This window comes from Pseudomonas sp. ADAK21, assembly GCF_012935735.1.
Classification (GTDB): Bacteria; Pseudomonadota; Gammaproteobacteria; order Pseudomonadales; family Pseudomonadaceae; genus Aquipseudomonas; species Aquipseudomonas proteolytica.
Map to the genome: position 1 here is coordinate 2,074,033 of NZ_CP052857.1, position 26,569 is coordinate 2,100,601.

A 26,569-nucleotide genomic window follows, 5' to 3' on the forward strand; every position below is an offset into this window, starting at 1 on the left:
GCCCATCCGCTTGCAGGAGAACGGCCATGAGCACTGTGATCGACGACCACGGTCATGCCGCTGACCACGCCCACGGCCCCGCCAAGGGCTTGATGCGCTGGGTGCTGACCACCAACCACAAAGATATCGGGACCATGTACCTGTGGTTCAGCTTCGCCATGTTCCTGCTCGGCGGCTCGTTCGCCATGGTGATCCGTGCCGAGTTGTTCCAGCCGGGGCTGCAAATCGTCGAGCCGGCGTTTTTCAACCAGATGACCACCATGCATGGCCTGATCATGGTGTTTGGCGCGGTGATGCCGGCGTTTGTCGGCCTGGCCAACTGGATGATCCCGCTGATGATCGGCGCGCCGGACATGGCCCTGCCGCGCATGAACAACTTCAGCTTCTGGCTGTTGCCGGCGGCGTTCCTGTTGCTGGTCTCGACCTTGTTCTCCCCGGGGGGCGGGCCCAACTTCGGTTGGACCTTCTATGCCCCGCTCTCCACCACCTACGCCCCGGAAAGCGTGACGTTCTTTATCTTCGCCATCCACCTGATGGGGATCAGTTCGATCATGGGCGCGATCAACGTGGTCGCCACCATCCTCAACCTGCGTGCCCCGGGCATGACCCTGATGAAGATGCCGCTGTTCGTCTGGACCTGGCTGATCACCGCGTTCCTGCTGATCGCGGTGATGCCGGTGCTGGCCGGTTGCGTGACCATGATGCTGATGGATATCCACTTCGGCACCAGCTTCTTCAGCGCTGCCGGCGGCGGTGACCCGGTGTTGTTCCAGCATGTGTTCTGGTTCTTCGGCCATCCCGAGGTGTACATCATGATCCTGCCGGCCTTTGGTGCCGTCAGCTCGATCATCCCGACCTTCTCGCGCAAGCCGCTGTTCGGCTACACCTCGATGGTCTACGCCACCGCGAGTATCGCGTTCCTGTCGTTTATCGTGTGGGCGCACCACATGTTCGTGGTGGGCATTCCGTTGGTGGGTGAGTTGTTCTTCATGTACGCCACCCTGCTGATCGCCGTGCCCACCGGGGTCAAGGTGTTCAACTGGGTCAGCACCATGTGGCAAGGTTCGTTGACCTTCGAGACGCCCATGCTGTTTGCCGTGGCCTTCGTGATCCTGTTCACCATCGGCGGCTTTTCCGGGCTGATGCTGGCCATTGCCCCGGCGGATTTCCAGTACCACGACACCTACTTTGTGGTGGCGCATTTCCATTACGTACTGGTGCCTGGGGCGATCTTCGGGATCTTCGCCTCGGCCTACTACTGGCTGCCGAAATGGACCGGCCATATGTACGACGAAACCCTGGGCAAGCTGCATTTCTGGCTGTCGTTCGTGGGGATGAACATGGCGTTCTTCCCGATGCACTTCGTCGGGCTGGCCGGCATGCCGCGCCGTGTGCCGGACTACAACCTGCAGTTCGCCGACTTCAATATGGTGTCGTCGATTGGCGCCTTCATGTTCGGCGCCACGCAGATTTTCTTCCTGTTTATCGTGATCAAGTGCATCCGTGGCGGTAAGCCCGCGCCGGCCAAGCCGTGGGATGGTGCCGAAGGGCTGGAGTGGAGCATTCCCTCGCCAGCGCCGTACCACACCTTCACCACGCCGCCGGAGGTCAAATGAACAGCGGGTCTGTAGGCGCGAGCTTGCTCGCGAAGGGCGTGAGCGATAACGCGGGTTGCCTGGATAAACGCGGCGCGCTGTGGTTTTTCGCGAGCAAGCTCGCTCCTACAGAACCGTCACGCGGGGGTGGGCGCCATGGCTGATTCCGTGCCCCTCAACCGCCTGGTCACGCGCCTGCTGATCCTGGTGCTGGCGATGTTCGCCTTTGGCTTCGCCCTGGTACCGATCTACGACGTGATGTGCAAGGCCTTCGGCATCAACGGCAAGACTGCCGGGCAGTACGAAGGCTCACAGGTAGTCGATCCGTCGCGCCAGGTGCGGGTGCAGTTTCTGTCGACCAATGCCATCGATATGGTCTGGGAGTTCCACTCCAAGGCCGACGAAATCGTGGTCAACCCTGGCGCGGTCAACGAGATGGTGTTCGTGGCCTTCAACCCCAGCGACAAGCCGATGACGGCCCAGGCGATCCCGAGCATTTCCCCGGCCGAAGCGGCGATGTACTTCCACAAGACCGAGTGTTTTTGCTTCACCCAGCAAGTGCTGCAGCCGGGGGAGCGCATCGAGATGCCGGTGCGCTTCATTGTCGACCGCGACATGCCCAAGGATGTGAAGCATTTGACCCTGGCGTACACGCTGTTCGATATCACTGCGCGCCAACCGCCCGTGGCTGTCCATACCGGCGGCTAGGCGTGCCTGCGGGCTCGATTAGGAGAACGGATACATGTCGACTCATGATACGTACTACGTACCAGCGCAAAGCAAGTGGCCAATAATTGCCACGTTTGGGCTGCTGATCACCGTGTATGGCCTGGGCGTGTGGTTCAACGACCTCAAGGCTGCGCGCCCGGAATCCCACGGGCCCCTGATATTTTTCATCGGCAGCCTGCTGTTGGCCTACATGATGTTTGGCTGGTTCGGCGCGGTGATCAAGGAAAGCCGCGCCGGGTTGTACAGCGCACAGATGGACCGCTCGTTTCGCTGGGGCATGACCTGGTTCATCTTTTCCGAGGTGATGTTTTTTATCGCCTTCTTCGGTGCGCTGTTCTATGTGCGGCATATGTCGGCGCCGTGGCTGGCCGGGGAAGGCTCCAAGGGCATTGCGCACATGCTGTGGCCGAATTTCGAGTTCGCCTGGCCGTTGCTCAACAACCCCGACCCCAAGCTGTTCCCGGCGCCGGAAGGCACCATCAGCCCGTGGGGCTTGCCGCTGGTCAACACCATCTTGCTGGTGAGTTCCAGCGTGACCATCACCATCGCCCACCACGCCCTGCGCAAGGGCCATCGCGGCGCGCTGAAAATCTGGTTGGCGCTCACCGTGTTGCTGGGGGTGGCGTTCCTGGGGTTCCAGGCCGAGGAATATATCCACGCCTACAAAGAGCTGGGCCTGACCCTGGGCTCGGGGGTGTATGGCGCGACTTTCTTCATGTTGACCGGCTTTCACGGCGCCCACGTGACCATCGGCACGATCATTTTGTTCGTGATGCTGATGCGCATCCTCAAGGGGCATTTCAATGCCGAGCACCAGTTCGGCTTCGAGGCGGCCAGTTGGTATTGGCACTTTGTGGATGTGGTGTGGATCGGTTTGTTTTTCTTCGTCTACGTGCTGTAGCGACTTACCAGGGCGCGTGGGAAACCAGCTGGCCGCTGAAGAACCCCCAGGTGATCAACGCCAGGGTCATCACGGCCAGCACCACGCGCACGGTCAAGGCAGTGACAAGGCGATTGGAGTGGCCTTCGTCCTTGACCAGAAAGAACAAGCCACTGAACAGGCTCACAACGGTAGCGATCAGCATCAGGGCAATAGCGGCTTTGAGCATGGTCAGGCTCCAGGGCTGTTTTTTTGAGGGGCGGGCAATGAGATTCAGTATAGCCAGCGCAGCACCCACCTTTGCGGCAACGCCATGAAACCCTTTCGCCCCGGGATTGCGCCGACGCTGGTGGTGCTCGTGCTGCTGCCGCTGATGGTGTTCCTGGGTTTCTGGCAACTGTCCCGTGGCCAGGAAAAACAGGCGCTGCTACAGAGTTATGCCGAGCGCCGGGCGGCGCCGCCTATCAGTGTTGAACAGTTGGATGGGGTGGCTGACCCGGCCTTTCGCCGGGTGCAGTTGCGCGGGCAGTTCGATGCCGGGCACAGCGTGCTGCTGGATAACCGCATGCGTGACGGCAAGGCCGGCGTCGAGTTGCTGCAACCCTTTCATGACCAGGCCAGCGGCCAGTGGCTGTTGCTCAATCGCGGCTGGCTGGCGTGGCCGGATCGACGCACGCCGCCGGCCTTCACCACGCCCGACCAGCCTTTGAATATCAATGCCTGGGTGTATGTCGCACCGGGCGAGACGTTCCAGTTGCATGCCGACCCGGCCGCCGCGCAATGGCCACGCTTGCTGACGGCGCTGCATCCACAGGTGCTTTGGGCTGAGTTGGGCCGCAGCGGGTTTGCCTTTGAATTGCGGGCCGAAGCCGGCCCTGCGACCTATGAAACCCAGTGGCCGGTAGTGGCCATGGGGCCGGAAAAACACTTGGGGTATGCCGTGCAGTGGTTCGCCATGGCGTTGGCGCTGCTGGGCCTTTACCTCTACCTCGGATGGCACAACGCAAGGGAGAAGCACCATGGGAGCGGCCATGAATCCACTCAACATGTCTGACACGCCAGCGGCGCCCAACCGGCGCAAGGGGCGCTGGCAATTGATCCTGATCCTGCTGATGGTGATCGGCCCGATGGTGCTGGCGACCCTGATGTACAAGTTGCAGTTCTGGGTGCCGGACAACCGCAGTGATCACGGCGAGATGATCGGCAATGGCCAGACCCGCACCGATATCGGCGTGCAGGCCGACGAGCAGCGCTGGCAATTGCTGGTGACCGCCCCCGCAGCCTGCGCCGCCGATTGCCAGCAATTGGTCTACCTCGCGCGCCAACTGCAGATCGGCCTGGGCCGTGATGCGTCCCGCGCCAGCCATGCCCTGGCCAGTGCGCAGCCGCTCAGTGCCGAATACGAGACCAAGCTGAAAGCCGAATATCCGCAGTTGCAGCGTTTGCCCCTGGACCTGTCGACCTTCAAGCAAAACGCTGCCGCGCCCGGCGATGCCCAACTGTGGATCGTCGACCCCCACGGCAACCTGGTGCTGCGCTATGACGCGCGGGTCAAGGGCAAGGATCTGCTCAACGACCTGCGCCATCTGCTGAAACTGTCGAATATCGGATAAGGGCATCGTCATGGCCAAACCTGGATTTCGCCTCGCGCTGTTTGCCACCCTGCTGGCGCTGATTGTCGTGTTGCTCGGCGCCTACACCCGCCTGACCCATGCCGGCCTCGGTTGCCCGGACTGGCCGGGTTGCTACGGCTTTATCAGCGTGCCTAAAAGCGAGGCCCAGTTGGCCCATGCCGAGCTGCATTTCCCGGATACGCCGGTGGAGGCCGACAAAGGCTGGAACGAGATGATCCACCGCTACGCCGCAGGCACCCTTGGGCTGCTGATCACGTTGCTGGCCGCTCGCGCCTGGACCCATCGCCGGCACCCGGGGCAACCCTTGAAGCTGCCGCTGTTCCTGCTGGCGGTGGTTTTCGCCCAGGCGGCCTTTGGCATGTGGACGGTGACGCTCAAGCTCTGGCCGCAGGTGGTCACCGGGCATTTGCTCGGCGGGTTTGCGACGTTGAGCCTGCTGTTTTTGCTGACCCTGCGTTTGTCCGGGGTGTTGCCGGCGCTGATCGTGCCCAGGCGCTTGCAGTACTGGGCCACGGCGGGCCTGGTGTTGGTTATCGGGCAGGTGGCGCTGGGTGGTTGGGTCAGCTCCAACTACGCGGCGGTGGCCTGTATCGACTTGCCGACGTGCCATGGCGAGTGGTGGCCGGCGGCGGACTTTGCCAATGGCTTTCACCTGACCCAGCATATCGGCCCCAACTATCTGGGTGGGCAACTGGACAGCGACGCACGCACGGCGATTCACCTGACCCATCGCATGGGCGCGCTGGCCGTCACCGTGGTGCTACTGGGGCTGGCCTGGCAGCTCAAGGCGGTGGGCATGACGCGCCTCGCCGGGTTGCTGCTGGTGGCGCTCGCCGTGCAGATCGGCCTGGGCCTGAGCAATGTGTACTTTCATTTGCCGCTGCCGGTGGCGGTCGCCCATAACGCCGGCGGTGCAGCGCTGCTGCTGACCCTGGTGCTGGTCAATTACCACGCCCGTACCAGCCTGGTGCGGGTCCGCCATCAAGTGCCGTTCGGTTGGCGCTTCAGCCCGCGCAAACACGTTTCGGGCCTGATCACCCTTAAAGGAGAGATGCCATGGCGACCTTGATTGGCGAGCGTCACAGCCAGGCGATCTGGCGTGACTATCTGGAGCTGACCAAGCCCAAGGTGGTGGTGCTGATGCTGATCACCTCGCTGGTGGGCATGTTTCTCGCCACCCGCGCCGGTGTGCCGTGGACGGTGTTGATCTTCGGCAACCTGGGGATTGCCCTGTGCGCTGGTGGCGCAGCGGCGGTGAACCATGTGGTGGACCGGCGTATTGATGCGCTGATGGCGCGTACTCACAAGCGGCCGCTGGCCGAAGGCCGGGTGTCCCCGGTCGCCGCGCTGACATTTGCCCTGGCGCTGGCGGTGGCCGGGCTGGGCTTGTTGCTGGCCTTTACCAATCCATTGGCGGCCTGGCTGACGCTGGCCTCGTTGCTGGGCTATGCGGTGATCTACACCGGCTTCCTCAAGCGCGCGACGCCGCAGAACATCGTGATCGGCGGCCTGGCCGGCGCGGCGCCGCCGTTACTCGGTTGGGTGGCGGTCACCGGCCATGTGAGTGCCGAGCCATTGCTGCTGGTGCTGATCATCTTTGCCTGGACCCCGCCGCACTTCTGGGCCCTGGCCATTCATCGCAAGGAGGAGTACGCCAAGGCCGATATCCCGATGCTGCCGGTGACCCACGGCGAGCACTACACCAAGGTGCATATCCTGCTCTACACCTTCGCGCTGCTGGCGGTGAGCCTGATGCCCTATGTGATCCACATGAGCGGGCTGTTGTACCTGGGCTGTGCACTGGTTCTGGGCGCACGCTTTCTGCAATGGGCCTGGGTGCTGTACCGTGGCAGTCGGCCGCACGCGGCGATCAATACCTTCAAGTACTCTATCTGGTACCTGTTCCTGCTATTTATCGCCCTGCTCGTAGACCACTACTTATTGTTGAACCTATGACTCGAACTCAAAAAACTGTCTTTATCCTGGTGGCCATCGTGGCGTTGGTCATGGGCCTGACCGTCAATAAAGTACTGTCCGGCAAGGGCCAGGGCGACCCTACGGCATTGATCGACGCGGGCATTATCCTGCTGCCGCAAAGCCGCCAGTTGCCGCCGGTGACCATGACCAACCAGGACGGCCAGCCGGTGCTGGTCAACGAGTTGAAGGGCAAGTGGAGTGTGCTGTTCTTCGGCTACACCTTCTGCCCGGACATCTGCCCGACCACCCTCGCCCAGCTGCGCCAGATCAAGAGCGAGCTGCCCAAGGACGTGGTGGATAAGCTGCAGGTGATCCTGGTCAGCGTTGACCCGCATCGCGATACCCCGACGCAGCTCAAGCAATACCTGGGCTACTTCGATCCGCAATTTGCAGGCCTGACCGGCGCGAATGTGGAGGATGTGCAGAAGGTGTCGAATGCGGTGAGCATTCCGTTCATTCCGGCCGATACCAGCAAGCCGAACTACACCGTCGACCACAGCGGCAACCTGGCCTTGATCGGCCCGGATGGCACTCAGCGTGGGTTTATCCGTGCGCCGTTGAACAACCAGAAGCTGGTGGCGCAGTTGCCGGGGTTGTTGCAGCGTAACTAGTTCTGGAGCAAATCCAGCTGACAACACAGGTCAAGTGTGGGAGCTGGCTTGCCTGCGATAGCGTCAGGTCAGCCAGCCTTTTGGTCGCTGATCCACCGCTATCGCAGGCAAGCCAGCTCCCACATTCGATCTCCAGTGTTTTGGCGATAGTGCTCGATCAGAACGCCGGCAGGATTGCGCCTTTGTACTTCTCGTCGATGAATTTCTTCACCTCGGGAGTGTGCAGGGCTTTGACCAGTTTCTGCACCGCGTCCGAATCCTTGTTGTCCTCGCGGGTCACCAGGATGTTGACGTAAGGCGAATCGTTGCCTTCGATCGCCAGGGCATCCTTGGCAGGGTCCAGCTTGGCTTCCAGGGCGTAGTTGGTGTTGATCAGCGCCAGGTCGACCTGGGTCAGCACGCGTGGCAGGGTGGCGGCTTCCAGTTCGCGGAATTTCAGGTCCTTTTCATTGCCGGTGATGTCCTTGATGGTCGACAGAATATCGGTCGGGTTCTTCAAGGTGATCAGGCCCTTGCTGGCCAGCAGCAACAGCGCGCGGCCGCCGTTGGTGGCGTCGTTGGGGATGACCACGTTGGCACCGTCCGGCAGCTCGGCCAGTTTTTTGTACTTGCTGGAGTACGCACCCAGCGGCTCCAGGTGTACGCCGGCCACACTCACCAGGTGAGTGCCCTTGGCCTTGTTGAACTCATCCAGGTACGGCTGGTGCTGGAAGAAGTTGGCGTCCAGGCGCTTCTCGGCCACTTGTACGTTCGGCTGCACGTAGTCGGTGAACACCTTGACCTTCAAGTCCACGCCTTGCGCGGCCAGGGCCGGCTTCACGAACTCAAGGATCTCAGCGTGGGGCACCGGCGTGGCGGCGACCGTCAGGGTCTCGGCGGCATGGGCGGAAAACGCGGCAACCGCGGCGAAAGCAACCAGTAGTTTTTTCATCCAACAAGCTCCTTGTTCGGGCATCTGCCGGCGGGCGCCGGTAATGGCCGTTATTTTCGAGAGTAGTGTGTCACCAGCTTATCGCCGATGGTTTGCAGAATCTGCACCAGCACAATCAACATCACCACGGTGACGACCATCACGTCATCCTGGAAACGCTGGTACCCATAACGGATCGCCAGGTCGCCCAGGCCGCCGGCACCTACTACGCCGGCCATGGCGGTGTAGCCCACCAGGGCAATGGCGGTCACAGTGATTGCCGCAATGATGCCCGGCTTTGCCTCGGGCAGCAGCGCCTTGGTGATGATCTGTCGGGTGGTCGCGCCCATGGCCTGGGTCGCCTCGATGATGCCGCGATCGACCTCGCGCAGGGCGGTTTCCACCAGCCGGGCGAAGAACGTCGAAGCGCCCACCACCAGCGGCGGAATCGCACCGGCCACGCCAAGCGACGTGCCCGTGAGGAATACCGTCGTCGGGATCATCACAATCAGCAGAATGATAAACGGCAAGGAGCGGATGGCGTTGACCACGAAGGCCAGGGCGGCATAGGTGGTTTTCTGCTCCAGCAACTGGCGTGGGCTGAACAGGAACAGCAGGATGCCCAGCGGCAGGCCCACCAGTACGGTGAAAAACAGCGAGGTGCTGAGCATCAGCATGGTGTCGCTGGTGGCTACCCAGATATCAGCCCAGTCGACGTTGTCGAAGTAATGCAGTAACACGTCCATTAACGCAGGACCTCCATGTGCACATCGGCTGCGGTAAAGCGTGCGAATGCCGCTTCCATGTCACCGCCGGTGATGGCCAGGGTCAGTTGCCCGTAAGGGGTATCTTTTATGTGGTCGATGCGACCGGCCAGGATGCTGTAGTCCACACCCGTTTCGCGGGCGACGGTACCCAGCAGGGGCGCGTAGGTCGCTTCGCCCTGGAACGTCAGGCGCACGATGCGGCCTGGTACATGGGCGAAGGCATCGCGTTGTTCGCCTTCATCGACCTGCTCGGCTTCCTGCACGAACCGTTTGGTGGTCGCGTGCGTGGGGTGCAGGAACACCTGGGCGACCGGGCCTTGCTCGACGATCACACCGGCATCCATCACCGCGACCTGGTCGCAGACACGACGGATCACGTCCATCTCGTGGGTGATCAACACGATCGTCAGGTTCAGCTCGCGGTTGATCTCGGCCAGCAGTTGCAGGACCGAGGCAGTGGTCTGCGGGTCAAGGGCGCTAGTGGCTTCGTCGCACAGCAGGATTTTTGGCTTGGTGGCCAGGGCGCGGGCGATGCCGACGCGCTGCTTCTGGCCGCCGGACAACTGCGCCGGGTACTTCTTGGCATGGTCGGACAGGCCAACCCGGTCCAGCAGTTCGGCCACGCGCGCATCGATCTCGCGGCGCGACAACTCACCGGCCAGGGTCAGCGGCAGCGCGACGTTGTCGGCGACGGTCTTGGAGGCCAGCAGGTTGAAGTGCTGGAAGATCATCCCGACCTGCTGCCGGAAACGGCGCAGGCCATTGGCATCCAGGGCGGTGACTTCTTCGCCGTCGACCTTGATCTGGCCGCCCGAAGGTTCTTCCAGGCGGTTTATCAGGCGCAGCAGAGTACTTTTTCCCGCACCAGAGTGGCCAATCAGGCCGAACACCTGGCCGTTCTCGACGCGCAGGCTGGTGGGGTGCAGGGCGGGGATATCCTTACCGGCGACCCGGTAGGTTTTATGGACGTTATGAAACTCGATCACGTAGCGAACCTTGTGGGGCGCATTGAAAAGGGATCAGCGGTTAGCCGGGCGCGCATTTTAGCCTGTCCATCTAGTGTTTCTTAGCATTTATTTCGTATTCAACCAGCGATTTGGCAATAACGCGATCAAAGGTCATAAAAAAGGAACGGTCAAAAACCGTGTCAGTCACTACTTAAGCAACTCGATTTCCCGGGTGCCGTGCCCGGGGTTTTGCTCAAACGAGCCAGGGACCGCTCTGGCCTACGCAAACGAGGAGTTTTGTCTGATGAGTACCAAGAAACCTGCCCAGGCGCCCAAGAGCGAGCTTGCTGGCACCGATACCCTGGACCGTGGCAACACCAATGCCAAGCTGCAAAGCCTGGAAAAATCCCGCTCGGATGCCACTGGCCAGGCGCTGCGCACCAATCAGGGGGTGAAAATCTCCGACAACCAGAACACCTTGAAAGCCGGCGCACGCGGGCCTTCGCTGCTGGAAGATTTCATCATGCGTGAAAAGATCACGCACTTTGACCACGAGCGGATCCCGGAGCGCATCGTGCACGCCCGCGGCACTGGCGCCCATGGCTACTTCCAGACCTATGAAAACCACTCGGCGCTGACCAAGGCGGGTTTTTTGCGTGACCCTGGCCATAAAACCCCGGTGTTCACGCGTTTTTCCACGGTGCAGGGCCCACGTGGTTCGGGCGATACGGTGCGTGACGTGCGTGGTTTTGCCGTGAAGTTCTTCACCGAAGAAGGCAACTTCGACCTGGTGGGCAACAACATGCCGGTATTTTTCATTCAGGACGCGATTAAGTTTCCTGACTTCGTGCATGCGGTAAAACCTGAGCCGCACAACGAAATTCCTACCGGCGGCTCGGCCCACGACACGTTCTGGGATTTTGTCTCGCTGCAGCCGGAATCGGCGCACATGGTGATCTGGGCGATGTCCGACCGCGCCATCCCAAAGAGCCTGCGCAGCATGCAGGGTTTTGGTGTGCATACGTTCCGCCTGGTCAATGCCGAGGGTAAGTCCAACTTCGTCAAATTCCACTGGCGGCCGACGGCGGGCACCTGTTCCCTGGTGTGGGACGAAGCGCAGAAACTGGCGGGTAAGGATACCGATTACCACCGTCGCGACCTGTGGGACGCCATCGAGATGGGCGATTACCCGGAGTGGGAACTGGGGGTGCAGATTATTCCCGAGGATAAAGAGCATGCCTTCGACTTCGATATCCTCGACCCGACCAAGCTGATTCCCGAAGAATTGGTGCCCATCACCCCGTTGGGCAAGATGGTGCTCAACCGCAACCCGGATAACTTCTTCGCGGAAGTCGAGCAGGTCGCCTTCTGCCCAGGCCATATCGTGCCGGGTATCGACTTCTCCAATGACCCGCTGCTGCAAGGTCGGTTGTTTTCCTACACCGACACGCAGATCAGCCGTCTGGGTGGCCCGAACTTTCACCAGTTGCCGATCAACCAACCGGTGACGCCACTGCATAACAACCAGCGCGATGCCATGCACCGCAGCACCATCGACAAAGGCCGTGCGGCTTACGAGCCGAATTCCATCGACGGCGGCTGGCCGAAGGAAACGCCTCCGGCCGCGCAGGACGGCGGTTTCGAATCTTACCCGGAGCGCATCGACGCGCACAAAATCCGCGAGCGCAGTGAGTCATTCAGCGATCACTTTTCCCAGGCGCGCCTGTTTTTCAACAGCATGAGCAAGCACGAGCAGGAGCACATCATCGCGGCCTACAGCTTTGAGCTGGGTAAGGTCGAGCGTGAGTTTATCCGGGCGCGCCAGGTCAATGAGATCCTGGCCAACATCGACTTGGAGCTGGCCAAGCGCGTGGCGCAGAACCTGGGCCTGCCGGTGCCGAAAAAAGGCACCGTGCCAGTGCGCAAGACCGCGCCAGAGCGCTCGCCGGCCTTGAGCCAGGCCAACCTGCTGCCAGGGGGTATCAAGACGCGCAAGGTGGCGATCCTGGCGGCCAATGGTGTTGATGGTGCAGCCATCGCAGCGTTGAAAAAGGCGCTGGCCGCAGAAGGGGCCCATGCCAAATTGCTTGGGCCGACCTCGGCGCCGGTGACCACGGCCGATGGCAAGAGCCTGGCGGTGGATGCCTCGATGGAAGGTTTGCCGTCAGTGGCATTCGACGCGGTGTTTGTGCCGGGTGGGGCGAAGTCGATCCAGGCATTGAGCGGCGATGGTGTGGCGTTGCACTACCTGCTGGAGGCCTACAAGCATTTGAAGGCGATTGCCTTGGCCGGTGAGGCGAAGCAGTTGTTGGCGGTGTTGAAGCTGGAGGCGGATGCGGGCTTGATTGTTGGCGGGGATGCCAAGGCGTTGAAGGCGTTTATTGCGGCAATTGCCCAGCATCGGGTTTGGGAGCGCGAGCCTCGGGCCAAGGCGGTTCCGGCTTAAGTTTTTGGTTGTTTGATAGGGCGCCATCGCGGGCAAGCCCGCTCCCACATTTGAAATGTATTCCAATGTGGGAGCGGGCTTGCCCGCGATTGGCGTCAGTCGGCTTTACGCGGAATCAGCACAACCTGCGCCGGAATATGCTTGAGGATCTGCCGGTGAATCTTCAGGTCATACCCTGAATCTATCCGCTTCACTCGTTTGCTCAGCAGCGTGTTCAGCCACGGGTAATCCTCGGTGCGCGGCACCTGGATGTTCACATCACACTGGTAATTCACCACGTCAGTGGCGATGGCATCCAGTTGATGGCGCAATTGCTGAATATCCGTGAGGTTCAGCGCAACCGTGGTGCTTTCGGCAGCGGGGTCGATGACCTTCGCCGGTGGCTTGGCTTCGGCGGCCTTGAGGGCGGCTTCGGCTTTATCCAGCTCGGCTTTGCGCGCGTGAGCGATGGCGCTGTTGACTCCGCCCGTCAGCGCCGGCGCCTTGGGCATCAAGGCCCGGGCACGGCTCAAGGCAGTGGCGGCGGCGTTGACATCACCTTTTTGCAGGACGATCTGGCTACGCTGCAGATAGGCTTCGGCCAACTGGCGCTGATAAGGCTCCAGCGCCGGATCGTCGGGCGATTGGGCCTGCAGGGCGGCGAGTTGGTCTTCGGCGGTGGCCAGCTCGCTGCTGGCCAGGTTTTGTTCCAGCTGTGCAATGGCCGCAGCGCGCGCGTCCGGAACCTCGGGGGCGACGGGCGGGGTGCTTTGGCAGGCGCCCAGCAGCAGGGAAAATGCGGCAAGGAGCAGATAACGGGAGGTGAACGGCTTCATTCCTGCGACTCTCTAATTGCGCAAAAAGCGAGCAAGTCTACACCCCTCGACGGGGCAGGACAAAACTCAGCAGAAACAGTGCGGCGGCCGTGACCACAATCGACGGCCCGGCCGGGGTGTCCTTGAACCAGGACAGCGCCAGGCCACCACACACGGCAAGCATCCCCAGCAAACTGGCGCCGACCGCCATCTGTTCCGGTGAACGTGCATGACGCTGGGCGGCGGCGGCGGGGATGATCAACAGCGACGTGATCAACAATACGCCGACAATCTTCATTGCGACAGCAATCACCACGGCGATCAGCAACATCAGGGTCATGCGCAGCGCCGGCACGGGCAAACCTTCGACGGTGGCCAGTTGTTCGTGCACGGTAATTGCCAGCAGCGGTCGCCACAGGGCCACCAGCAGGATCAATACCGCCGCGCTGCCGCCGAGAATCCAGGCCAGGTCCGTGGGGCTGATCGCCAGCAGGTCGCCGAACAGGTAGGCCATCAGGTCGATACGCACTTCATGCATAAAGCTCAGGACCACTAGGCCCAGGGACAGGGTGCTGGGTGCGAGGATCCCCAGCAGCGTGTCCGAAGCCAGGGGCTGGCGCTGTTGCAGGGTCACCAGCAGCACGGCGAGCAGCAGGCAGCCAACGGTCACGGCGATGGTCGGGCTGACGTCCAGCAAAAAGCCCAGGGCTACGCCGAGCAGGGCCGCGTGGGACAAGGTGTCGCCAAAGTAGGCCATGCGCCGCCAGACCACGAACGAACCCAGCGGGCCCGCCACCAGCGCCAAAGCCAAGCCTGCAAGCAGGGCGTAGAGCAGAAAATCAGCCATGCTTGCAACTATCTCCGTGGACGTGGGTATGGGGGGCCGGATCGGCAACCACGGCGCCATGCAGGTCATGGGCGTGGTCGTGATGGTGGTGGTAGATCGCCAGGCTCTGGGCGTTCTTGCCGAACAGTTCGACGAAGGCCGGGTCGCCGCTGACCTGCTCCGGATGGCCGGAGCAGCAGACGTGGCGGTTGAGGCATACCACCTGGTCGGTGGTGCTCATTACCAGGTGCAGGTCGTGGGAGACCATCAGCACGCCGCAGCCGTGACGGTCGCGCAGGCGGGTAATCAGGCTGTAGAGCTCGGCCTGGCCGGCCACATCGACACCCTGTACCGGCTCATCGAGCACCAGCAGTTCGGGTTCGCGCAGTAGGGCACGGGCCAGCAGGACGCGCTGCATTTCGCCACCGGAGATGCTTTGTACCGGGCTGTCGATGACCTGCTCGGCCCCGACTTCCTTGAGCGCAGCCAGGGCGCGGGCGCGATCCACGCCGGGCACCAGGCGCAAAAAGCGCAGCACTGAAAGCGGCAAGGTCGGGTCGACGTGCAGTTTCTGCGGCATATAGCCGATGCGCAGCTTGGGCTTGCGCCAGACACTGCCGCTGTCGGGCTTGAGCAGGCCCAGCACGGCACGCACCAGGGTGGTCTTGCCGGCACCGTTGGGGCCGATCAGGGTAACGATCTGCCCCGGTTCGACGCTCAGGTGAATGTTGTCCAGCACGTTCTGGCCGGCGAACGTGACGCCGACCTGCTCCAGGCGGATTAGCGCAGTGCTCATCAAGCCCCCTGGCAGCCCGAGCAGATGCCTACCACTTCGACGGTCTGCCCTTCGACTCGGAAGCCCACATCGCCGGCACTCTTGATGATCGCGTCGCTGATGCTTTTTTGCTCAAGCTCGATGGCGGCGTGGCATTCACGGCAGATCAGGAACTGGCCCTGGTGCGCGTGTTCCGGGTGGTTGCAGCCGACAAAGGCGTTTAGCGAGGCGATGCGGTGTACCAGGCCGTTTTCCAACAGGAAGTCCAGCGCACGGTACACCGTCGGCGGCGCGGCGCGGCGGCCGTCCTGCTCGCTGAGCACGCCGAGAATGTCGTAGGCACCCAGGGGTTTGTGGCTCTGCCACACCAGTTCCAGCACCCGCCGGCGCAGGGCCGTCAGGCGCAGGCCTTGGCGTGCGCACAGGGCGTCGGCCTCTGACAGTGCGTTGTGGACGCAGTGAGAGTGGTCGTGGGGACGGCTGGCAAGCGGTGTTTTAGGCATGAGCGGCGACAGATATTTGTGAGAGACGTTATTATGTTACCCGTTCCTGCTGACTTGAGTGCTCATCGTGTCCCGACTTTTTGCCGTTTTTGTCGTATTTGTCACCAGTTTATGGATTGCCGGGGCTGCCCAGGCCGAGGTTCGGGTGCTGACCAGCATCAAGCCCTTGCAGCTGATTGCCGCCGCTGTGCAGGACGGGGTGGCGGTTCCAGAGGTGTTATTGCCGCCGGGAGCCTCGCCCCATAACTATGCATTGCGACCATCCGACGTACGGCGTGTGCAATCGGTGGATCTGCTGTACTGGATCGGTCCGGACATGGAAGGCTTCCTGCCTCGGGTGCTCAAGGGCCGCCGCTTGCCGACATTCGCGGTGCAGGAGTTGCCGGGGCTCAAACTGCGTCATTTCGCCGAAGATAATCACTCCCATGGCGAAGAAGCCGACGACCACGATCACGATCATCGTCCGGGAAGCCTGGATGCTCACCTGTGGTTATCACCGGTCAATGCGCGGGTGATTGCTACAAAAATGGCGGCGGACTTGAGCGCGGCCGATCCGGCCAACGCGGCGCGTTACCAGAGCAACCTGCAGGGGTTCAACGCTCGCCTGGATGCCCTGGATGTGCGCCTCAAGGCGCGCCTGGCGGGTATCGCCGGCAAGCCTTACTTCGTGTTCCACGAAGCCTTCGACTACTTTGAAGATGCCTATGGCCTCAAGCATACCGGCGTATTCAGCGTGGCCGCCGAAGTGCAACCCGGCGCCCAACATGTGGCGGCGATGCGCACGCGCTTGCAGGAAGTGGGCAAGACCTGTGTGTTCAGCGAGCCGCCATTGCGCCCGCGCCTGGCCGAGACCCTGGTGGCGGGCCTGCCGGTGAAACTGGCGGAATTGGATGCCCTGGGCGGCTACACCCCGGCAACCGCTCAAGGCTATGAACAGTTGCTGGAAAAGCTGGGCAATGATTTGGCAGGGTGCCTGGACTCACTGTAGGCACAGCGCCAAACCAATGTGGGAGCGGGCTTGCTCGCGAATGCGGTGTGTCAGTCACCCGCTACTTGGCTGACACACCGCATTCGCGAGCAAGCCCCACATTTAGAGGGCGAGCGGCAGCTGGATCGCAACCTGCTGGCGCTGCTCCAGCCGTTGCTGGAACTCCACGGGGTCGTGAATCAACACGTCCTGCCCGGCAAATGTCTCGGCTGCAATCAGGCGTGACAGCCAGAACCGCACACAGGCCACGCGCAACATCGTCGGCCACAGTTCGGCTTCCCCGGTGCTGAACGGCCGCAATGCCGCGTAGGCCCCCAGCAGCGCCCGGGCGCGGTGGCCGTCAATCACCCCAGCTTCGTCCGAGCACCAGTCATTCAGGGCAATCGCCACGTCGTACAGCATCGGGCCGGAGCACGCGTTGTAGAAGTCGATCAGCCCGGTCAGGTGGGTGCCTTCGAACATTGCGTTGTCGCGAAACAGGTCGGCGTGAATGTTGGCGCGGGGCAGCGTGAGGATGTGTGCCTTGTGCTGCTGGATTTCATCCAGGGCCGCTTGCAGCAGGCGCTGTTGCTCAGCATCGAGGTGCGAGATCAGTTGCGCACCTTCGTCGAGCATCCAATCCAGCCCGCGATCGGTCTTGCGCTCCAGCACCTTGTCGCCCTGGGTGGCCAGGTGCAGGTGAGCGAGCAGTTCACCCACTTGCACGCAATGCTGAGCGTTGGCGTGCTTGATGTGCTTGCCGGCAAGGCGCGGTTGCAGCAGCGCCGGCTTGCCTGCCAATTCGCGCAGGGCCACGCCGTCGGTGGTGCGCAGGGCGTAAGGCACCGGCAGGTCGGCGTCGTGGAGTACGTCCAGCAGTTCGATGAAGAACGGCATTTCGTCCACGGGGCCGCGCTCAACCAGGGTCAGGACAAATTCGCCCTGCTCCAGGCTGATAAAGAAGTTGGTGTTTTCGCTACCCGCGGCAATCCCCTGGAAATCGAGCAGGCGGCCGAGCCCATAAGGGGCGAGAAAGGTTTCCAGCTCGGGCCGAGCCAGGGGGGTGAACACAGACATGGTTAAAACTGCCATTACGGGCGCCACGGGCCGCAGCGCCGATTGAAATTAAGAAATCATTTCCATTCGAAGATCTTCCATGAAGGGATCAGCATATCCGGCTGGTCCGAGCGGATGAAGTTTGCATCGGTTCCGTCCGCGCGCACCAGGAAATACGGGGGCGCGTCTTTCGGGGTAATCTTGATGGCATACAGGAAGCCATTTTGGCGGTATTCCTGGATGGTCTTGTCGCCTTCCGTGCGAATGGTGACTTGCGGGTCCCCCGAGGGAGCGTCGTCTGCCGCCATGGCAGCCATCGGAGCGAGTGCAATCAAGCCGGTCAACAGCAGGCGATTGAATGTGCGCATGATAACCTTGTCCCTTTGTTGTCATTGGTCCGGCTATTCTAGCGCCTGACCCGCCGAAAAGGTTGATCCTGCTCATGAGCCAAGCCCCCCTCGTCCTGGTGGACGGTTCTTCATATCTGTACCGCGCCTTCCACGCGCTGCCGCCGCTGACCACGTCCAAAGGCCTGCCGACTGGTGCGGTCAAGGGCGTGCTGAACATGCTCAAAAGCCTGCGCAAGCAGTACCCGGACAGCCCGTTCGCGGTGGTGTTCGACGCCAAGGGTGGGACATTTCGCGATGACATGTACGCCGAATACAAAGCCAACCGCCCGAGCATGCCCGATGACATGCGCGTGCAGATCGAGCCGCTGCACCAGAGCGTAATTGCCCTGGGCTTCCCGCTGCTGTGCGTCGAAGGCGTTGAAGCGGACGACGTGATCGGCACCCTGGCCCGCAGCAGCGCGGCCGCTGACCGCCCGGTGGTGATCTCTACCGGCGACAAGGACATGGCGCAATTGGTCGATGGGCACATTACCTTGGTCAACACCATGACCGGTAGTGCGATGGACATCGACGGCGTTAAGGAGAAATTCGGCGTCGCTCCCGAGCAGATCATCGATTATCTGGCGCTGATGGGCGATTCCTCCGACAACATCCCTGGCGTTCCGGGGATTGGTCCTAAGACTGCTTCGGGCTTGCTGGTGGGTGTGAACGGCGGCCTGAAAGAGCTTTACGAGCAGCTCGACATTGTCCCGACCTTGCCGATCCGTGGGGCCAAGACCCTGCCGGCCAAGTTGGAAGAACACAAAGAGATGGCATTCCTGTCCTACCAGTTGGCGACCATCAAGGTCGACGTGCCACTGGAGGTTGGCCTGGAAGACTTGCACTTGATCGAGCCTGATCGTGAAAAGCTGCTGGAGCTGTACACCCTGCTGGAGTTCAAGAGCTGGATCGATGAGATTCAGCGCGATGCCAAGCGGGTCGAGCTTAAAGCGGCTGCCGACGTAGCGCCGGTGCAGCCTTCGGCTGAGCCTGAGGCCGCAAAGACCCTGGCCCCGGTCGAAGCGCAGTACGAAACCATCCTCGACCAGGCCCGTTTTGACGTGTGGCTGAAGAAGCTCAATGACGCCAAGCTGATTGCCTTCGATACCGAAACCACCGGTGTCGATGCCCAGCAGGCGCAGCTGGTAGGGGTTTCGTTTGCCGTACAGGCCAATGAAGCGGCCTACATTCCGCTGACCCATTCCTACATCGGCGTACCCGAGCAACTGGACCGCGATACCGTACTGCTGGCCTTGAAGCCGCTGCTGGAAGACCCGCAAAAGCTCAAGGTGGGCCAGCACGCCAAGTTCGACATGAATATCCTGGCCAATTGCGCCATCGGCGGCGACCCGGCACACGGCATTACCGTGCGCGGCATCGCCTTCGACACCATGCTCGAATCCTATGTGCTGAACTCCACCGCGACCCGTCACGACATGGACAGCCTGGCCAAGAAGTACCTGGAGCATGACACCGTCAGCTTCCAGGACATTGCCGGCAAGGGCGCCAAGCAACTGACGTTCGACCAGATCCCCCTGGAACAGGCAGGCCCCTACGCGGCTGAAGATGCCGATGTGACCCTGCGCCTGCACTTGGCATTGCACGCACAACTCGCTGCGCTGCCGAGCCTGGCCAGTGTGTTGACGGATATCGAGATGCCGTTGGTGCCGGTGCTGGCGCGGATTGAGCGCCAGGGTGCCTTGGTCGATGCCGCGCTGCTGGGCGTGCAAAGCATCGAGCTGGGTAACAAGATGGTGGAACTGGAGCGCCAGGCGTATGAGATCGCCGGAGAGGAGTTCAACCTCGGTTCACCCAAGCAGTTGGGGGCGATCCTCTACGAAAAACTCGGGCTGCCGGTATTGAAGAAAACCGGCAAGGGCCAGGCCTCGACCGCCGAGGAAGTCTTGGCCAAGCTGGCTGAAGATGACTTCCCACTGCCTAAGGTACTGATGCAGTACCGCAGCATGAGCAAACTCAAAAGCACCTACACCGACCGCTTGCCAGAGCAGATCAACCCACGTACCGGGAGGATCCACACCTCTTACCACCAGGCCGTGGCGGCCACCGGGCGCTTGTCGTCCAGTGATCCGAACCTGCAGAACATCCCGGTGCGCACCGCCGAAGGCCGGCGGATCCGCCAGGCATTCGTCGCGCCCAAGGGCTACAAGTTGCTGGCGGCGGACTATTCGCAGATCGAACTGCGGATCATGGCGCACTTGTCCAAGGACGAGGGCTTGCTGAACGCGTTCCGCGACAACCTCGATGTGCACACGGCCACGGCGGCCGAGGTGTTCAAGGTCGAGTTGGGCGAGGTCACGTCCGATCAACGCCGCAGCGCCAAGGCGATCAACTTCGGCCTGATCTACGGAATGGGTGCGCAGAAGCTGGGCAAGGATATCGGTGTCGATACCAAGACCGCCAAGGCTTATATCGATGTGTACTTCGCCCGCTACCCTGGCGTGCGCGAGTATATGGAGCGCACCCGCGCCCAGGCTTCCGATCAGGGGTACGTGGAAACCCTGTTCGGGCGCCGGCTGTACCTGCCGGACATCCACTCCAACAAGCCCCAGGAGCGCGCGGGCGCCGAACGAACCGCGATCAACGCGCCGATGCAGGGTACGGCCGCCGATATCATCAAGAAAGCGATGGTCAAGGTTGATAACTGGCTGACGGAGTCGGGGCTGGATGCCAAGGTCATCCTGCAGGTGCACGATGAATTGGTGGTCGAGGTCCGTGAAGACCTGGTGGCCGAAGTCAGCGAGAAGATTCGTGAGCACATGAGTGGTGCTGCGAAACTGGATGTGCCGCTGCTGGTTGAGGTTGGAGTGGGTAACAACTGGGATGAAGCCCACTGATCACAGGGCGTTGCTGCGGCATCAAGTCGCAGCAACGCCTATAGATCGGAAACTGCCCACAGTTATTTCCAATAGTTTTTCCGGGCACCGGAACTTAACCCATGAAAAGTCACTCAGAGTTACTGAATGGGTGGTGAAGCCCTTCAATGCTCCTATGTTGTGTTAAGTGTTGGCAGATATCTGGACCCCGCCCTAGCGGTCCGGAGTACTTAGATCCCGAACTTCCCCTCCCCATACGAAGTTCGGGATTTTTTTTGCCCGCAACAAAGTCACTCGGCGATTTCTGTGCCCTTGTCGGCCAATTCCATCCAGCCTGCCAGTACGGTATAGGCGTCTTCCAGGCCCATGCGCTTGGGCGCCGAGAAGAGCTGGATCGTGATCGCATCACCCCAACCCTTACGGATTTCGGCCTGCACTTTGAGCAAGGTGTTCTTGGCGGCGCCGTAGGTCAGCTTGTCGGCCTTGGTCAGCAAAATGTGCATCGGCATGCCGCTGGCAACCGCCCAATCGAGCATCAGCAGGTCGAAATCGGTCATTGGGTGACGGATGTCCATCATCAGGATCAGACCTTTCAGGCTTTCGCGGCCACCCAGGTAGGCTTCCAGGTGACGCTGCCAGTGCAGCTTCAGTGGGATAGGTACTTTCGCGTAACCGTAGCCCGGCAGGTCGACCAGACGCCGATCATCGTCTAGCTTGAAGAAGTTGAGGAGCTGTGTGCGACCTGGGGTTTTCGAGGTACGAGCCAGGCTGGCATGGGTCAGGGTGTTGAGTGCGCTGGACTTGCCAGCGTTGGAGCGCCCGGCGAAGGCCACTTCAAAGCCTTCGTCGTCGGGGCATTGGTCGACTTTGGCGGCGCTGAGCATGAAGGTGGACTGTTGGCACAGACCGAGGATGGGGTTCTTGAGTTGCATGGGATTTCCGATGTGGGCGGTGCCGGGAATGGGTGCGGCAAGTAGTGTCGTTCCCGTTTCAGTAGCGCCAGTATATAATGCCGCAGATTTTGTGTGTGCTTTGTCCCAGCGAAGGATGAAGTTCACGGGAGCGATAGACCTTTATTGCGCATTAGAACGCATAACGCTTCCAAACCCTGAAAAGGTCGACGTATGACCAAGTGGCTGCTAGCTGTCGGTGTCCTGGTACCACTTTACAGTGCGCAGGCTACACAGGATCCGGAAGCTATGTACAACCGCGTTTGCGCGGCTTGCCATGCCGGACAGCTGCCAACGGCCCCCAAGCGGGGTGACCAGGCAGCCTGGGCGCCGAGACTGGCGCAAGGCATGGATACGCTGGTGCAGCACGTGACCCAGGGTTTCAAGGCGATGCCGCCGCGTGGTTTGTGCATGGAATGCCGTGCCGAGGATTACCAGGCCATCATTATTTTGATGAGCGAGTAGACCCGGTTCATAACTCTATAACCTTTAGCCGTAATTGGATTAGCTGATGAACAAATTGATCGTGAGTCTGCTGTTGACCTTGGGCATCACTGGTGTTGCCCATGCTGCAGGTGACGCTACTGCTGGCCAGACAAAGGCCGCCGTATGTGGTGCCTGCCATGGACCGGACGGCAACAGCCCGGCACCCAACTTCCCAAAACTGGCGGGCCAGGGTGAGCGTTACCTGACCAAGCAGATGCACGACATCAAGGACGGCAAGCGAACGGTATTGGAAATGACCGGCATGCTGACCAACCTCACCGATCAGGATCTGGATGATATCGCCGCATATTTCGCCAGCCAGACCGGCAGCGTGGGGGCTGCCGATAAAGCGTTGGTCGAGCGCGGCGAAGCAATCTTCCGTGGCGGCAACCTGGAAAAAGGCCTGCCTGCCTGTACCGGCTGCCACTCCCCGGATGGTTCGGGTAACGCTGCAGCGGGCTTCCCGCACCTGGGTGGCCAGCACGCCCAGTACATTGCCAAGCAACTGACGGATTTCCGCAAGGAAGACCCTAAAGTCGGTCGCAGCAACGATGGCGATGCCATGACCATGCGCACCATCGCCCGCAAACTGAGCGACGAAGACATTGCTGCGGTATCCAGCTACATCCAGGGCCTGCATAAGTAAGGCGCGGATGGCCTGACGTTGCCTGGGCAACGTTAACGCTCGATTAATCTGTCGATGCAAGCATAAAAAGGGTGGCTTAGGCCGCCCTTTTTTGTGGTCGCTACCGTTACACTAACGAACTCATGCCCGTGTAGACCTGTCATAAAAAAGGTCGCGCGAGGCGACTTTATTTGTCCAGGAGTAAAGCATGCGTAATCTGATCCTCAGCGCCGCTCTCGTCACTGCCAGCCTGTTCGGCATGACCGCCCAAGCCGCCGACGTGCCGCTTGAAGCGGGTAAGACCTATGTTGAATTGGCCAATCCGGTACCGGTTTCCGTGCCCGGCAAGATCGAAGTCGTAGAGCTGTTCTGGTATGGCTGCCCGCATTGCTATTCCTTTGAGCCAACCATCAATCCCTGGGCCGAGAAGCTGCCGTCGGATGTGAACTTCAAGCGTATCCCAGCCATGTTCGGCGGCCCTTGGGATGCCCACGGCCAGATGTTCCTGGCCCTGGAAGCCATGGGTGTGGAGCACAAGGTCCACAATGCCGTGTTCGAAGCTATCCAGAAGGATCGCAAGCCGCTGACCAAGCCTGATCAAATGGCCGACTTCCTCGCCACCCAGGGCGTAGACAAGGACAAGTTCCTCGCCACCTTCAACTCCTTTGCCATCAAGGGCCAGATCACGAAGGCCAAGGAACTCGCGCAGAAATACGGCGTGCAAGGCGTTCCAACCCTGATCGTCAACGGTAAATACCGCTTTGACCTCGGCTCCACCGGTGGTCCTGAAGCGACCCTCAACGTTGCCGACCAGTTGATCGCCAAAGAGCGCGCAGCCAAGTAAGGGGCTCGCCATGCGTCGCTGGGGTACAGAACGCGTCGTTGGCCTGCATGATCCGCAGGTCAACGAACACCATCTCACGTCCACCGGCCTGCCGGCGGACAGCCGGCTGCGCTTGCTGAGCTTCAATATCCAGGTTGGCATCAGCACCGAGAAGTACCGTCATTACCTGACCCGTGGCTGGCAGCATTTGCTGCCCCACACGGGGCGGGCCGGCAATCTGCAAAAGATTGGCGACCTGCTCGGTGACTTCGACCTGGTGGCGCTGCAGGAGGCCGATGGCGGCAGCCTGCGTTCGGGCTACATCAATCAGGTCGAGCATCTGGCCCAGCTCGGTGCATTCCCCTACTGGTACCAGCAACTCAATCGCAACCTCGGTCGTTTGGGCCAGCACAGCAATGGTGTGCTCAGCCGCTTGAAGCCGTGGGCGATCGAGGATCACCCGCTGCCCGGCCCAAAAGGGCGTGGGGCAATTCTCGTGCGTTTTGGCGAAGGGCCCGAGGCGCTCGTGGTGGTCATGATGCACCTGGCGCTGGGGGCGCGTACCCGGACCATGCAGTTGGCCTATATCCGTGAGCTGATTGGCGATTACAAACACCAGGTGCTGATGGGGGACATGAACACCCACGCCAGTGACCTGTTGGAGAATTCTCCGTTGCGCGACCTCGGGCTGCTGGCGCCACAGGTCGAAGCCACTTTCCCCAGCTGGCGCCCGCAACGTTGTCTTGACCACATCCTGTTAAGCCCGACCTTGACCCTGGAAAGCGTGCAGGTACTGGCCCAGCCCATTTCCGATCACCTGCCGGTCGCGGTAGAGATTCGTCTGCCGGGTTCGCTCACGGCTGATGCATTACCCGCGTTGAGCCCCGGCCCTCGCGGATCCCTTGCATGAGCGACGAAGCCCAGCGCTGGAAAGAGAAATACCTGTTAAGCATCGAGCAACAAGAAAAGCTCGAACGCCGTTGGGCTGCGCGCCTCGACTTGCTGCGCCGTGGGCTGGTGCGCAGCACGCTGGCGGCCGAAGGCACGGACCGGGCGGTCGACCAGTGTATGAAAGAGATGCGCGATGTGGTGCGCAGCGATGACATGGACGCCGCGCTCGCCGCCCTGTTGCCACGCCTGGAAAAGGCCGTACTGGACTCCGAGCAGCGCCGTGAAACGCGGGTTGATCAGATCAGTACAGCGCTGACCGCGCTGGTTGCGCAACTGCAGGCGCTGCCCTTGCCGCGGGAAGTCAGCCGCCCGCTGAAGAGTTTCGCCAAGCAGTTGGACAGCCGCGTCGGCCAGGCGCGGGAGATTCCCCTGCTGCTCAGTGAGTTGAGCGGGCTTCAAGGGCAGGCCCTGAGCAATCTTGAGTCGGATGACGAACCTGCTCGGCCAGGCTTGTTGCAGCGCCTGTTTGGTGGCAAGGAGGTGGGTACGGAGGTAGCGCCGGTTGAGCCTGCTGTTCCCCCGGTCTCCCGGCCAGCCCCTGCGGTAGAAACCAGTCCTGCCGCCCAGGCCGCTGAGGATGCGCCCGAGCTGGCACAGGCGCTGCGTGCTTTTGCACCTCAAGCCCAGGCACCGCAGCAGCCCGTGCCGGAGGCTGCGTCTGCGGCGCTGACTGTTGCGCCCGAGATTGATGTCGAGGAGCGCGTGGCAGCACCGCCGCAGGCTGCTACGACCCGGTTATTGCCCGTTGAGATGCCTGCCGCGGTAGTGGAAACACTGGAGCCGCGCCAGCCCGCCGAAGTCATTCTCGCCCCGCCGCCTGAACCTGCGCTTGCAGTGGTTGCGGCGCCCCAGGCCCTGCCAGAGGCGCCGCAACCGACGGCGATCGGCAGCCTGTCGTTGCCGCCGGTGCTGGATGATGAATCGGCAGAGGTTGACCCTGACGCGATGGATGGCGAGGTGCTGTACGCCCTGCCCGACTCGCCTGAGCCATCCTACAGTTCCGTCGCCAAGCATATCGAAGACACCCTGCTCGGCCTGTTGGGCGACCTCGACCTGCCCGAGCACCATCGACCCCAGGCCGAAGCCATGCGCGAACGCCTGGCCCATGGGTTGAACTGGTACGAACTGCTGCCGATCCTCGATGACCTGGCGGTATTGATGCTGGCTATTACCGATAGCGGCCAGCATGAATTCGAGGCCTACCTCAAGCGTCTCAACGAGCGGCTGGAGGCCTTCCAGAGCAATCTGCAAGCGGCCAGCGACGGGCACGCCGACAGCCGCAGCGCCGCGCGCGAGATGGATACGCAAATCCGTGAGCAGATGGATGGCTTGCAAAGCAGTGTCCAGGAAGCGGCTGACCTCGATGACCTCAAGCAAGTGTTGGAGAGTCATCTTGAGGGGCTGCTGGGCGCCATGGACGAGCACCAAAAGCAGCGTGACCAGCGCGAACATGAAGTGGCCGCACGGCTGCAGGGCTTGGCCGAGCGCGTGGCGAGCATGGAGCAGGAGGCCCAGGGTTATCGTGATCATCTCGAGGTCCAGCGCCAGAAAGCGCTGATCGACCCGCTCACCGGCTTGCCCAATCGTGCGGCCTGGAGCGAACGCCTGGAGTACGAGGTCAATATCTGGCATCAACAGGGCAACAGTCTGTCACTGGCGATGCTGGACCTTGACCACTTCAAGCGCATCAACGACAGCTACGGCCATTTGGCGGGCGACAAGGTGTTGAAGATTATCGCCAATGTGTTGAACAAACGCCTGCGGCCGACGGATTTCATCGCGCGGTTTGGCGGTGAGGAGTTTGTCCTGCTGATGCCGGATTCGGCGCTGGGCGATGCGCTGGAACTGGGCGAGCGCCTGCGGGCAGCGATCGAGGCGTGCCCGTTTCACTTCAAGGGCGAGCGGGTGACCATCACCATGTCCATCGGCATGGCGCAGTTTCAGCCGGGCGAGCGCAGCGACCTGGCACTCAAGCGTGCAGACGAAGCCTTGTATCGGGCCAAGGCGGCGGGACGCAATCAGGTGCAGGCGGCCTGAAAAGTTGTTCCATTTTGTAAGCCTGCCGCGGAACGGCAAACGGTACGTTACACTGTT

General features: G+C 61.4%; 27 protein-coding genes. 16 read left to right on the forward strand and 11 right to left on the reverse strand.

Annotated features, from left to right (window positions below):
- Positions 1-26 precede the first annotated feature (26 nt).
- The 3 genes from ctaD to HKK57_RS09585 all read left to right on the forward strand — a co-directional run bounded on the left by ctaD (position 27) and on the right by HKK57_RS09585 (position 3,225).
- Positions 27-1,616, forward strand: a complete 1,590-nt coding sequence (gene ctaD, locus HKK57_RS09575) for a cytochrome c oxidase subunit I (RefSeq protein WP_029290313.1) — start codon at positions 27-29, stop codon at positions 1,614-1,616.
- Between the two features lie 135 nt (positions 1,617-1,751).
- Positions 1,752-2,303, forward strand: a complete 552-nt coding sequence (locus HKK57_RS09580) for a cytochrome c oxidase assembly protein (protein WP_029290315.1) — start codon at positions 1,752-1,754, stop codon at positions 2,301-2,303.
- Between the two features lie 34 nt (positions 2,304-2,337).
- Complete coding sequence (locus HKK57_RS09585; RefSeq protein ID WP_169390079.1) at positions 2,338-3,225, forward strand: cytochrome c oxidase subunit 3; 888 nt, start codon at positions 2,338-2,340, stop codon at positions 3,223-3,225.
- Between the two features lie 4 nt (positions 3,226-3,229).
- On the opposite strand, the gene HKK57_RS09590 is transcribed toward HKK57_RS09585, so the two are convergent.
- A complete protein-coding gene (locus HKK57_RS09590) occupies positions 3,230-3,433 on the reverse strand; it encodes a twin transmembrane helix small protein (protein WP_029290319.1) in 204 nt (67 codons plus the stop codon).
- A gap of 84 nt (positions 3,434-3,517) precedes the next feature.
- Between HKK57_RS09590 and HKK57_RS09595 the strand changes: the two genes are divergently transcribed.
- Genes HKK57_RS09595 through HKK57_RS09615 form a run of 5 tightly spaced genes read left to right on the forward strand, consistent with a single transcriptional unit; the run spans position 3,518 to position 7,426 of the window.
- Complete coding sequence (locus HKK57_RS09595; RefSeq protein ID WP_029290321.1) at positions 3,518-4,258, forward strand: SURF1 family protein; 741 nt, start codon at positions 3,518-3,520, stop codon at positions 4,256-4,258.
- On the forward strand, positions 4,224-4,817 hold the full coding sequence (locus HKK57_RS09600; RefSeq protein ID WP_169390080.1) for a hypothetical protein: 594 nt from the start codon (positions 4,224-4,226) through the stop codon (positions 4,815-4,817). The genes HKK57_RS09595 and HKK57_RS09600 overlap by 35 nt, the downstream gene beginning before the upstream one ends.
- Before the next feature lie 10 nt (positions 4,818-4,827).
- Positions 4,828-5,907, forward strand: a complete 1,080-nt coding sequence (locus tag HKK57_RS09605; protein ID WP_169390081.1) for a COX15/CtaA family protein — start codon at positions 4,828-4,830, stop codon at positions 5,905-5,907.
- The gene (gene cyoE / locus HKK57_RS09610; RefSeq protein WP_029290327.1) at positions 5,895-6,794 is read left to right on the forward strand and encodes a heme o synthase; all 900 of its coding nucleotides are present in this window, start codon (positions 5,895-5,897) and stop codon (positions 6,792-6,794) included. Before HKK57_RS09605 ends, cyoE begins: the two co-directional genes overlap by 13 nt.
- Complete coding sequence (locus HKK57_RS09615; protein ID WP_029290329.1) at positions 6,791-7,426, forward strand: SCO family protein; 636 nt, start codon at positions 6,791-6,793, stop codon at positions 7,424-7,426. Before cyoE ends, HKK57_RS09615 begins: the two co-directional genes overlap by 4 nt.
- Before the next feature lie 157 nt (positions 7,427-7,583).
- Here the strand turns inward: HKK57_RS09615 and HKK57_RS09620 are convergent, their stop codons facing one another.
- The 3 genes from HKK57_RS09620 to HKK57_RS09630 are packed head-to-tail and all read right to left on the reverse strand — an operon-like array spanning position 7,584 to position 10,089.
- Complete coding sequence (locus HKK57_RS09620) at positions 7,584-8,357, reverse strand: MetQ/NlpA family ABC transporter substrate-binding protein (RefSeq protein WP_169390082.1); 774 nt, start codon at positions 8,355-8,357, stop codon at positions 7,584-7,586.
- Positions 8,358-8,407: 50 nt separating this feature from the next.
- Positions 8,408-9,082, reverse strand: a complete 675-nt coding sequence (locus HKK57_RS09625) for a methionine ABC transporter permease (protein ID WP_029290333.1) — start codon at positions 9,080-9,082, stop codon at positions 8,408-8,410.
- A complete protein-coding gene (locus HKK57_RS09630) occupies positions 9,082-10,089 on the reverse strand; it encodes a methionine ABC transporter ATP-binding protein (protein WP_169390083.1) in 1,008 nt (335 codons plus the stop codon). Before HKK57_RS09630 ends, HKK57_RS09625 begins: the two co-directional genes overlap by 1 nt.
- Before the next feature lie 235 nt (positions 10,090-10,324).
- Between HKK57_RS09630 and katE the strand changes: the two genes are divergently transcribed.
- Entirely contained in the window at positions 10,325-12,496 is a 2,172-nt protein-coding gene (gene katE, locus HKK57_RS09635) for a catalase HPII (RefSeq protein WP_186351013.1), read from the forward strand.
- 95 nt (positions 12,497-12,591) lie between these two features.
- Here katE and HKK57_RS09640 read toward each other — a convergent pair whose 3' ends face one another.
- From HKK57_RS09640 to zur, 4 genes are read right to left on the reverse strand one after another with little or no spacing between them, the layout of a single operon-like run.
- Entirely contained in the window at positions 12,592-13,311 is a 720-nt protein-coding gene (locus tag HKK57_RS09640; protein ID WP_169390084.1) for a PA5502 family lipoprotein, read from the reverse strand.
- 37 nt (positions 13,312-13,348) lie between these two features.
- Entirely contained in the window at positions 13,349-14,137 is a 789-nt protein-coding gene (gene znuB / locus HKK57_RS09645) for a zinc ABC transporter permease subunit ZnuB (protein ID WP_029290341.1), read from the reverse strand.
- Positions 14,130-14,912, reverse strand: a complete 783-nt coding sequence (znuC, locus tag HKK57_RS09650) for a zinc ABC transporter ATP-binding protein ZnuC (protein WP_029290343.1) — start codon at positions 14,910-14,912, stop codon at positions 14,130-14,132. Before znuC ends, znuB begins: the two co-directional genes overlap by 8 nt.
- The gene (gene zur, locus HKK57_RS09655) at positions 14,912-15,394 is read right to left on the reverse strand and encodes a zinc uptake transcriptional repressor Zur (RefSeq protein WP_029290345.1); all 483 of its coding nucleotides are present in this window, start codon (positions 15,392-15,394) and stop codon (positions 14,912-14,914) included. Before zur ends, znuC begins: the two co-directional genes overlap by 1 nt.
- A gap of 58 nt (positions 15,395-15,452) precedes the next feature.
- On the opposite strand from zur, the gene HKK57_RS09660 reads away from it, so the two are divergent.
- Positions 15,453-16,382, forward strand: coding sequence for a zinc ABC transporter substrate-binding protein (locus HKK57_RS09660; protein WP_169390085.1), 930 nt, complete (start codon positions 15,453-15,455; stop codon positions 16,380-16,382).
- 102 nt (positions 16,383-16,484) lie between these two features.
- Here HKK57_RS09660 and HKK57_RS09665 read toward each other — a convergent pair whose 3' ends face one another.
- Entirely contained in the window at positions 16,485-17,438 is a 954-nt protein-coding gene (locus HKK57_RS09665; RefSeq protein WP_169390086.1) for a homoserine kinase, read from the reverse strand.
- A 56-nt stretch (positions 17,439-17,494) separates the two neighbouring features.
- On the reverse strand, positions 17,495-17,785 hold the full coding sequence (locus tag HKK57_RS09670; RefSeq protein WP_070995511.1) for a DUF2782 domain-containing protein: 291 nt from the start codon (positions 17,783-17,785) through the stop codon (positions 17,495-17,497).
- A 74-nt stretch (positions 17,786-17,859) separates the two neighbouring features.
- Here HKK57_RS09670 and polA point away from each other — a divergent pair, with 74 nt between their 5' ends.
- Positions 17,860-20,661 carry a DNA polymerase I gene (gene polA / locus HKK57_RS09675; protein WP_029290353.1) on the forward strand — a complete coding sequence of 934 codons (2,802 nt, stop codon included), beginning with the start codon at positions 17,860-17,862 and terminating at the stop codon, positions 20,659-20,661.
- 269 nt (positions 20,662-20,930) lie between these two features.
- Here the strand turns inward: polA and yihA are convergent, their stop codons facing one another.
- Entirely contained in the window at positions 20,931-21,572 is a 642-nt protein-coding gene (yihA, locus tag HKK57_RS09680) for a ribosome biogenesis GTP-binding protein YihA/YsxC (RefSeq protein WP_029290354.1), read from the reverse strand.
- A gap of 192 nt (positions 21,573-21,764) precedes the next feature.
- On the opposite strand from yihA, the gene HKK57_RS09685 reads away from it, so the two are divergent.
- The 5 genes from HKK57_RS09685 to HKK57_RS09705 all read left to right on the forward strand — a co-directional run bounded on the left by HKK57_RS09685 (position 21,765) and on the right by HKK57_RS09705 (position 26,512).
- Positions 21,765-22,055 (forward strand): c-type cytochrome, encoded by a 291-nt coding sequence (locus tag HKK57_RS09685; protein ID WP_029290357.1) that lies wholly within the window; start codon positions 21,765-21,767, stop codon positions 22,053-22,055.
- 46 nt (positions 22,056-22,101) lie between these two features.
- Positions 22,102-22,722, forward strand: coding sequence for a c-type cytochrome (locus HKK57_RS09690; protein WP_070995509.1), 621 nt, complete (start codon positions 22,102-22,104; stop codon positions 22,720-22,722).
- Between the two features lie 187 nt (positions 22,723-22,909).
- Positions 22,910-23,545, forward strand: a complete 636-nt coding sequence (dsbA, locus tag HKK57_RS09695) for a thiol:disulfide interchange protein DsbA (RefSeq protein WP_169390087.1) — start codon at positions 22,910-22,912, stop codon at positions 23,543-23,545.
- Between the two features lie 10 nt (positions 23,546-23,555).
- Positions 23,556-24,434 (forward strand): endonuclease/exonuclease/phosphatase family protein, encoded by an 879-nt coding sequence (locus HKK57_RS09700; RefSeq protein WP_029290363.1) that lies wholly within the window; start codon positions 23,556-23,558, stop codon positions 24,432-24,434.
- The gene (locus tag HKK57_RS09705) at positions 24,431-26,512 is read left to right on the forward strand and encodes a diguanylate cyclase (protein WP_169390088.1); all 2,082 of its coding nucleotides are present in this window, start codon (positions 24,431-24,433) and stop codon (positions 26,510-26,512) included. Before HKK57_RS09700 ends, HKK57_RS09705 begins: the two co-directional genes overlap by 4 nt.
- Positions 26,513-26,569 lie beyond the last annotated feature (57 nt).

Bases quoted from the DNA above. Each gene is read 5' to 3' on its own strand.
- ctaD (WP_029290313.1), top strand. From the start codon at position 27: ATGAGCACTGTGATCGACGACCACGGTCATGCCGCTGACCACGCCCAC.
- HKK57_RS09580 (WP_029290315.1), top strand. From the start codon at position 1,752: ATGGCTGATTCCGTGCCCCTCAACCGCCTGGTCACGCGCCTGCTGATC.
- HKK57_RS09585 (WP_169390079.1), top strand. From the start codon at position 2,338: ATGTCGACTCATGATACGTACTACGTACCAGCGCAAAGCAAGTGGCCA.
- HKK57_RS09590 (WP_029290319.1), bottom strand. From the start codon at position 3,433: ATGCTCAAAGCCGCTATTGCCCTGATGCTGATCGCTACCGTTGTGAGC.
- HKK57_RS09595 (WP_029290321.1), top strand. From the start codon at position 3,518: ATGAAACCCTTTCGCCCCGGGATTGCGCCGACGCTGGTGGTGCTCGTG.
- HKK57_RS09600 (WP_169390080.1), top strand. From the start codon at position 4,224: ATGGGAGCGGCCATGAATCCACTCAACATGTCTGACACGCCAGCGGCG.
- HKK57_RS09605 (WP_169390081.1), top strand. From the start codon at position 4,828: ATGGCCAAACCTGGATTTCGCCTCGCGCTGTTTGCCACCCTGCTGGCG.
- cyoE (WP_029290327.1), top strand. From the start codon at position 5,895: ATGGCGACCTTGATTGGCGAGCGTCACAGCCAGGCGATCTGGCGTGAC.
- HKK57_RS09615 (WP_029290329.1), top strand. From the start codon at position 6,791: ATGACTCGAACTCAAAAAACTGTCTTTATCCTGGTGGCCATCGTGGCG.
- HKK57_RS09620 (WP_169390082.1), bottom strand. From the start codon at position 8,357: ATGAAAAAACTACTGGTTGCTTTCGCCGCGGTTGCCGCGTTTTCCGCC.
- HKK57_RS09625 (WP_029290333.1), bottom strand. From the start codon at position 9,082: ATGGACGTGTTACTGCATTACTTCGACAACGTCGACTGGGCTGATATC.
- HKK57_RS09640 (WP_169390084.1), bottom strand. From the start codon at position 13,311: ATGAAGCCGTTCACCTCCCGTTATCTGCTCCTTGCCGCATTTTCCCTG.
- znuB (WP_029290341.1), bottom strand. From the start codon at position 14,137: ATGGCTGATTTTCTGCTCTACGCCCTGCTTGCAGGCTTGGCTTTGGCG.
- znuC (WP_029290343.1), bottom strand. From the start codon at position 14,912: ATGAGCACTGCGCTAATCCGCCTGGAGCAGGTCGGCGTCACGTTCGCC.
- zur (WP_029290345.1), bottom strand. From the start codon at position 15,394: ATGCCTAAAACACCGCTTGCCAGCCGTCCCCACGACCACTCTCACTGC.
- HKK57_RS09665 (WP_169390086.1), bottom strand. From the start codon at position 17,438: ATGTCTGTGTTCACCCCCCTGGCTCGGCCCGAGCTGGAAACCTTTCTC.
- HKK57_RS09670 (WP_070995511.1), bottom strand. From the start codon at position 17,785: ATGCGCACATTCAATCGCCTGCTGTTGACCGGCTTGATTGCACTCGCT.
- polA (WP_029290353.1), top strand. From the start codon at position 17,860: ATGAGCCAAGCCCCCCTCGTCCTGGTGGACGGTTCTTCATATCTGTAC.
- yihA (WP_029290354.1), bottom strand. From the start codon at position 21,572: ATGCAACTCAAGAACCCCATCCTCGGTCTGTGCCAACAGTCCACCTTC.
- HKK57_RS09685 (WP_029290357.1), top strand. From the start codon at position 21,765: ATGACCAAGTGGCTGCTAGCTGTCGGTGTCCTGGTACCACTTTACAGT.
- HKK57_RS09690 (WP_070995509.1), top strand. From the start codon at position 22,102: ATGAACAAATTGATCGTGAGTCTGCTGTTGACCTTGGGCATCACTGGT.
- dsbA (WP_169390087.1), top strand. From the start codon at position 22,910: ATGCGTAATCTGATCCTCAGCGCCGCTCTCGTCACTGCCAGCCTGTTC.
- HKK57_RS09700 (WP_029290363.1), top strand. From the start codon at position 23,556: ATGCGTCGCTGGGGTACAGAACGCGTCGTTGGCCTGCATGATCCGCAG.
- HKK57_RS09705 (WP_169390088.1), top strand. From the start codon at position 24,431: ATGAGCGACGAAGCCCAGCGCTGGAAAGAGAAATACCTGTTAAGCATC.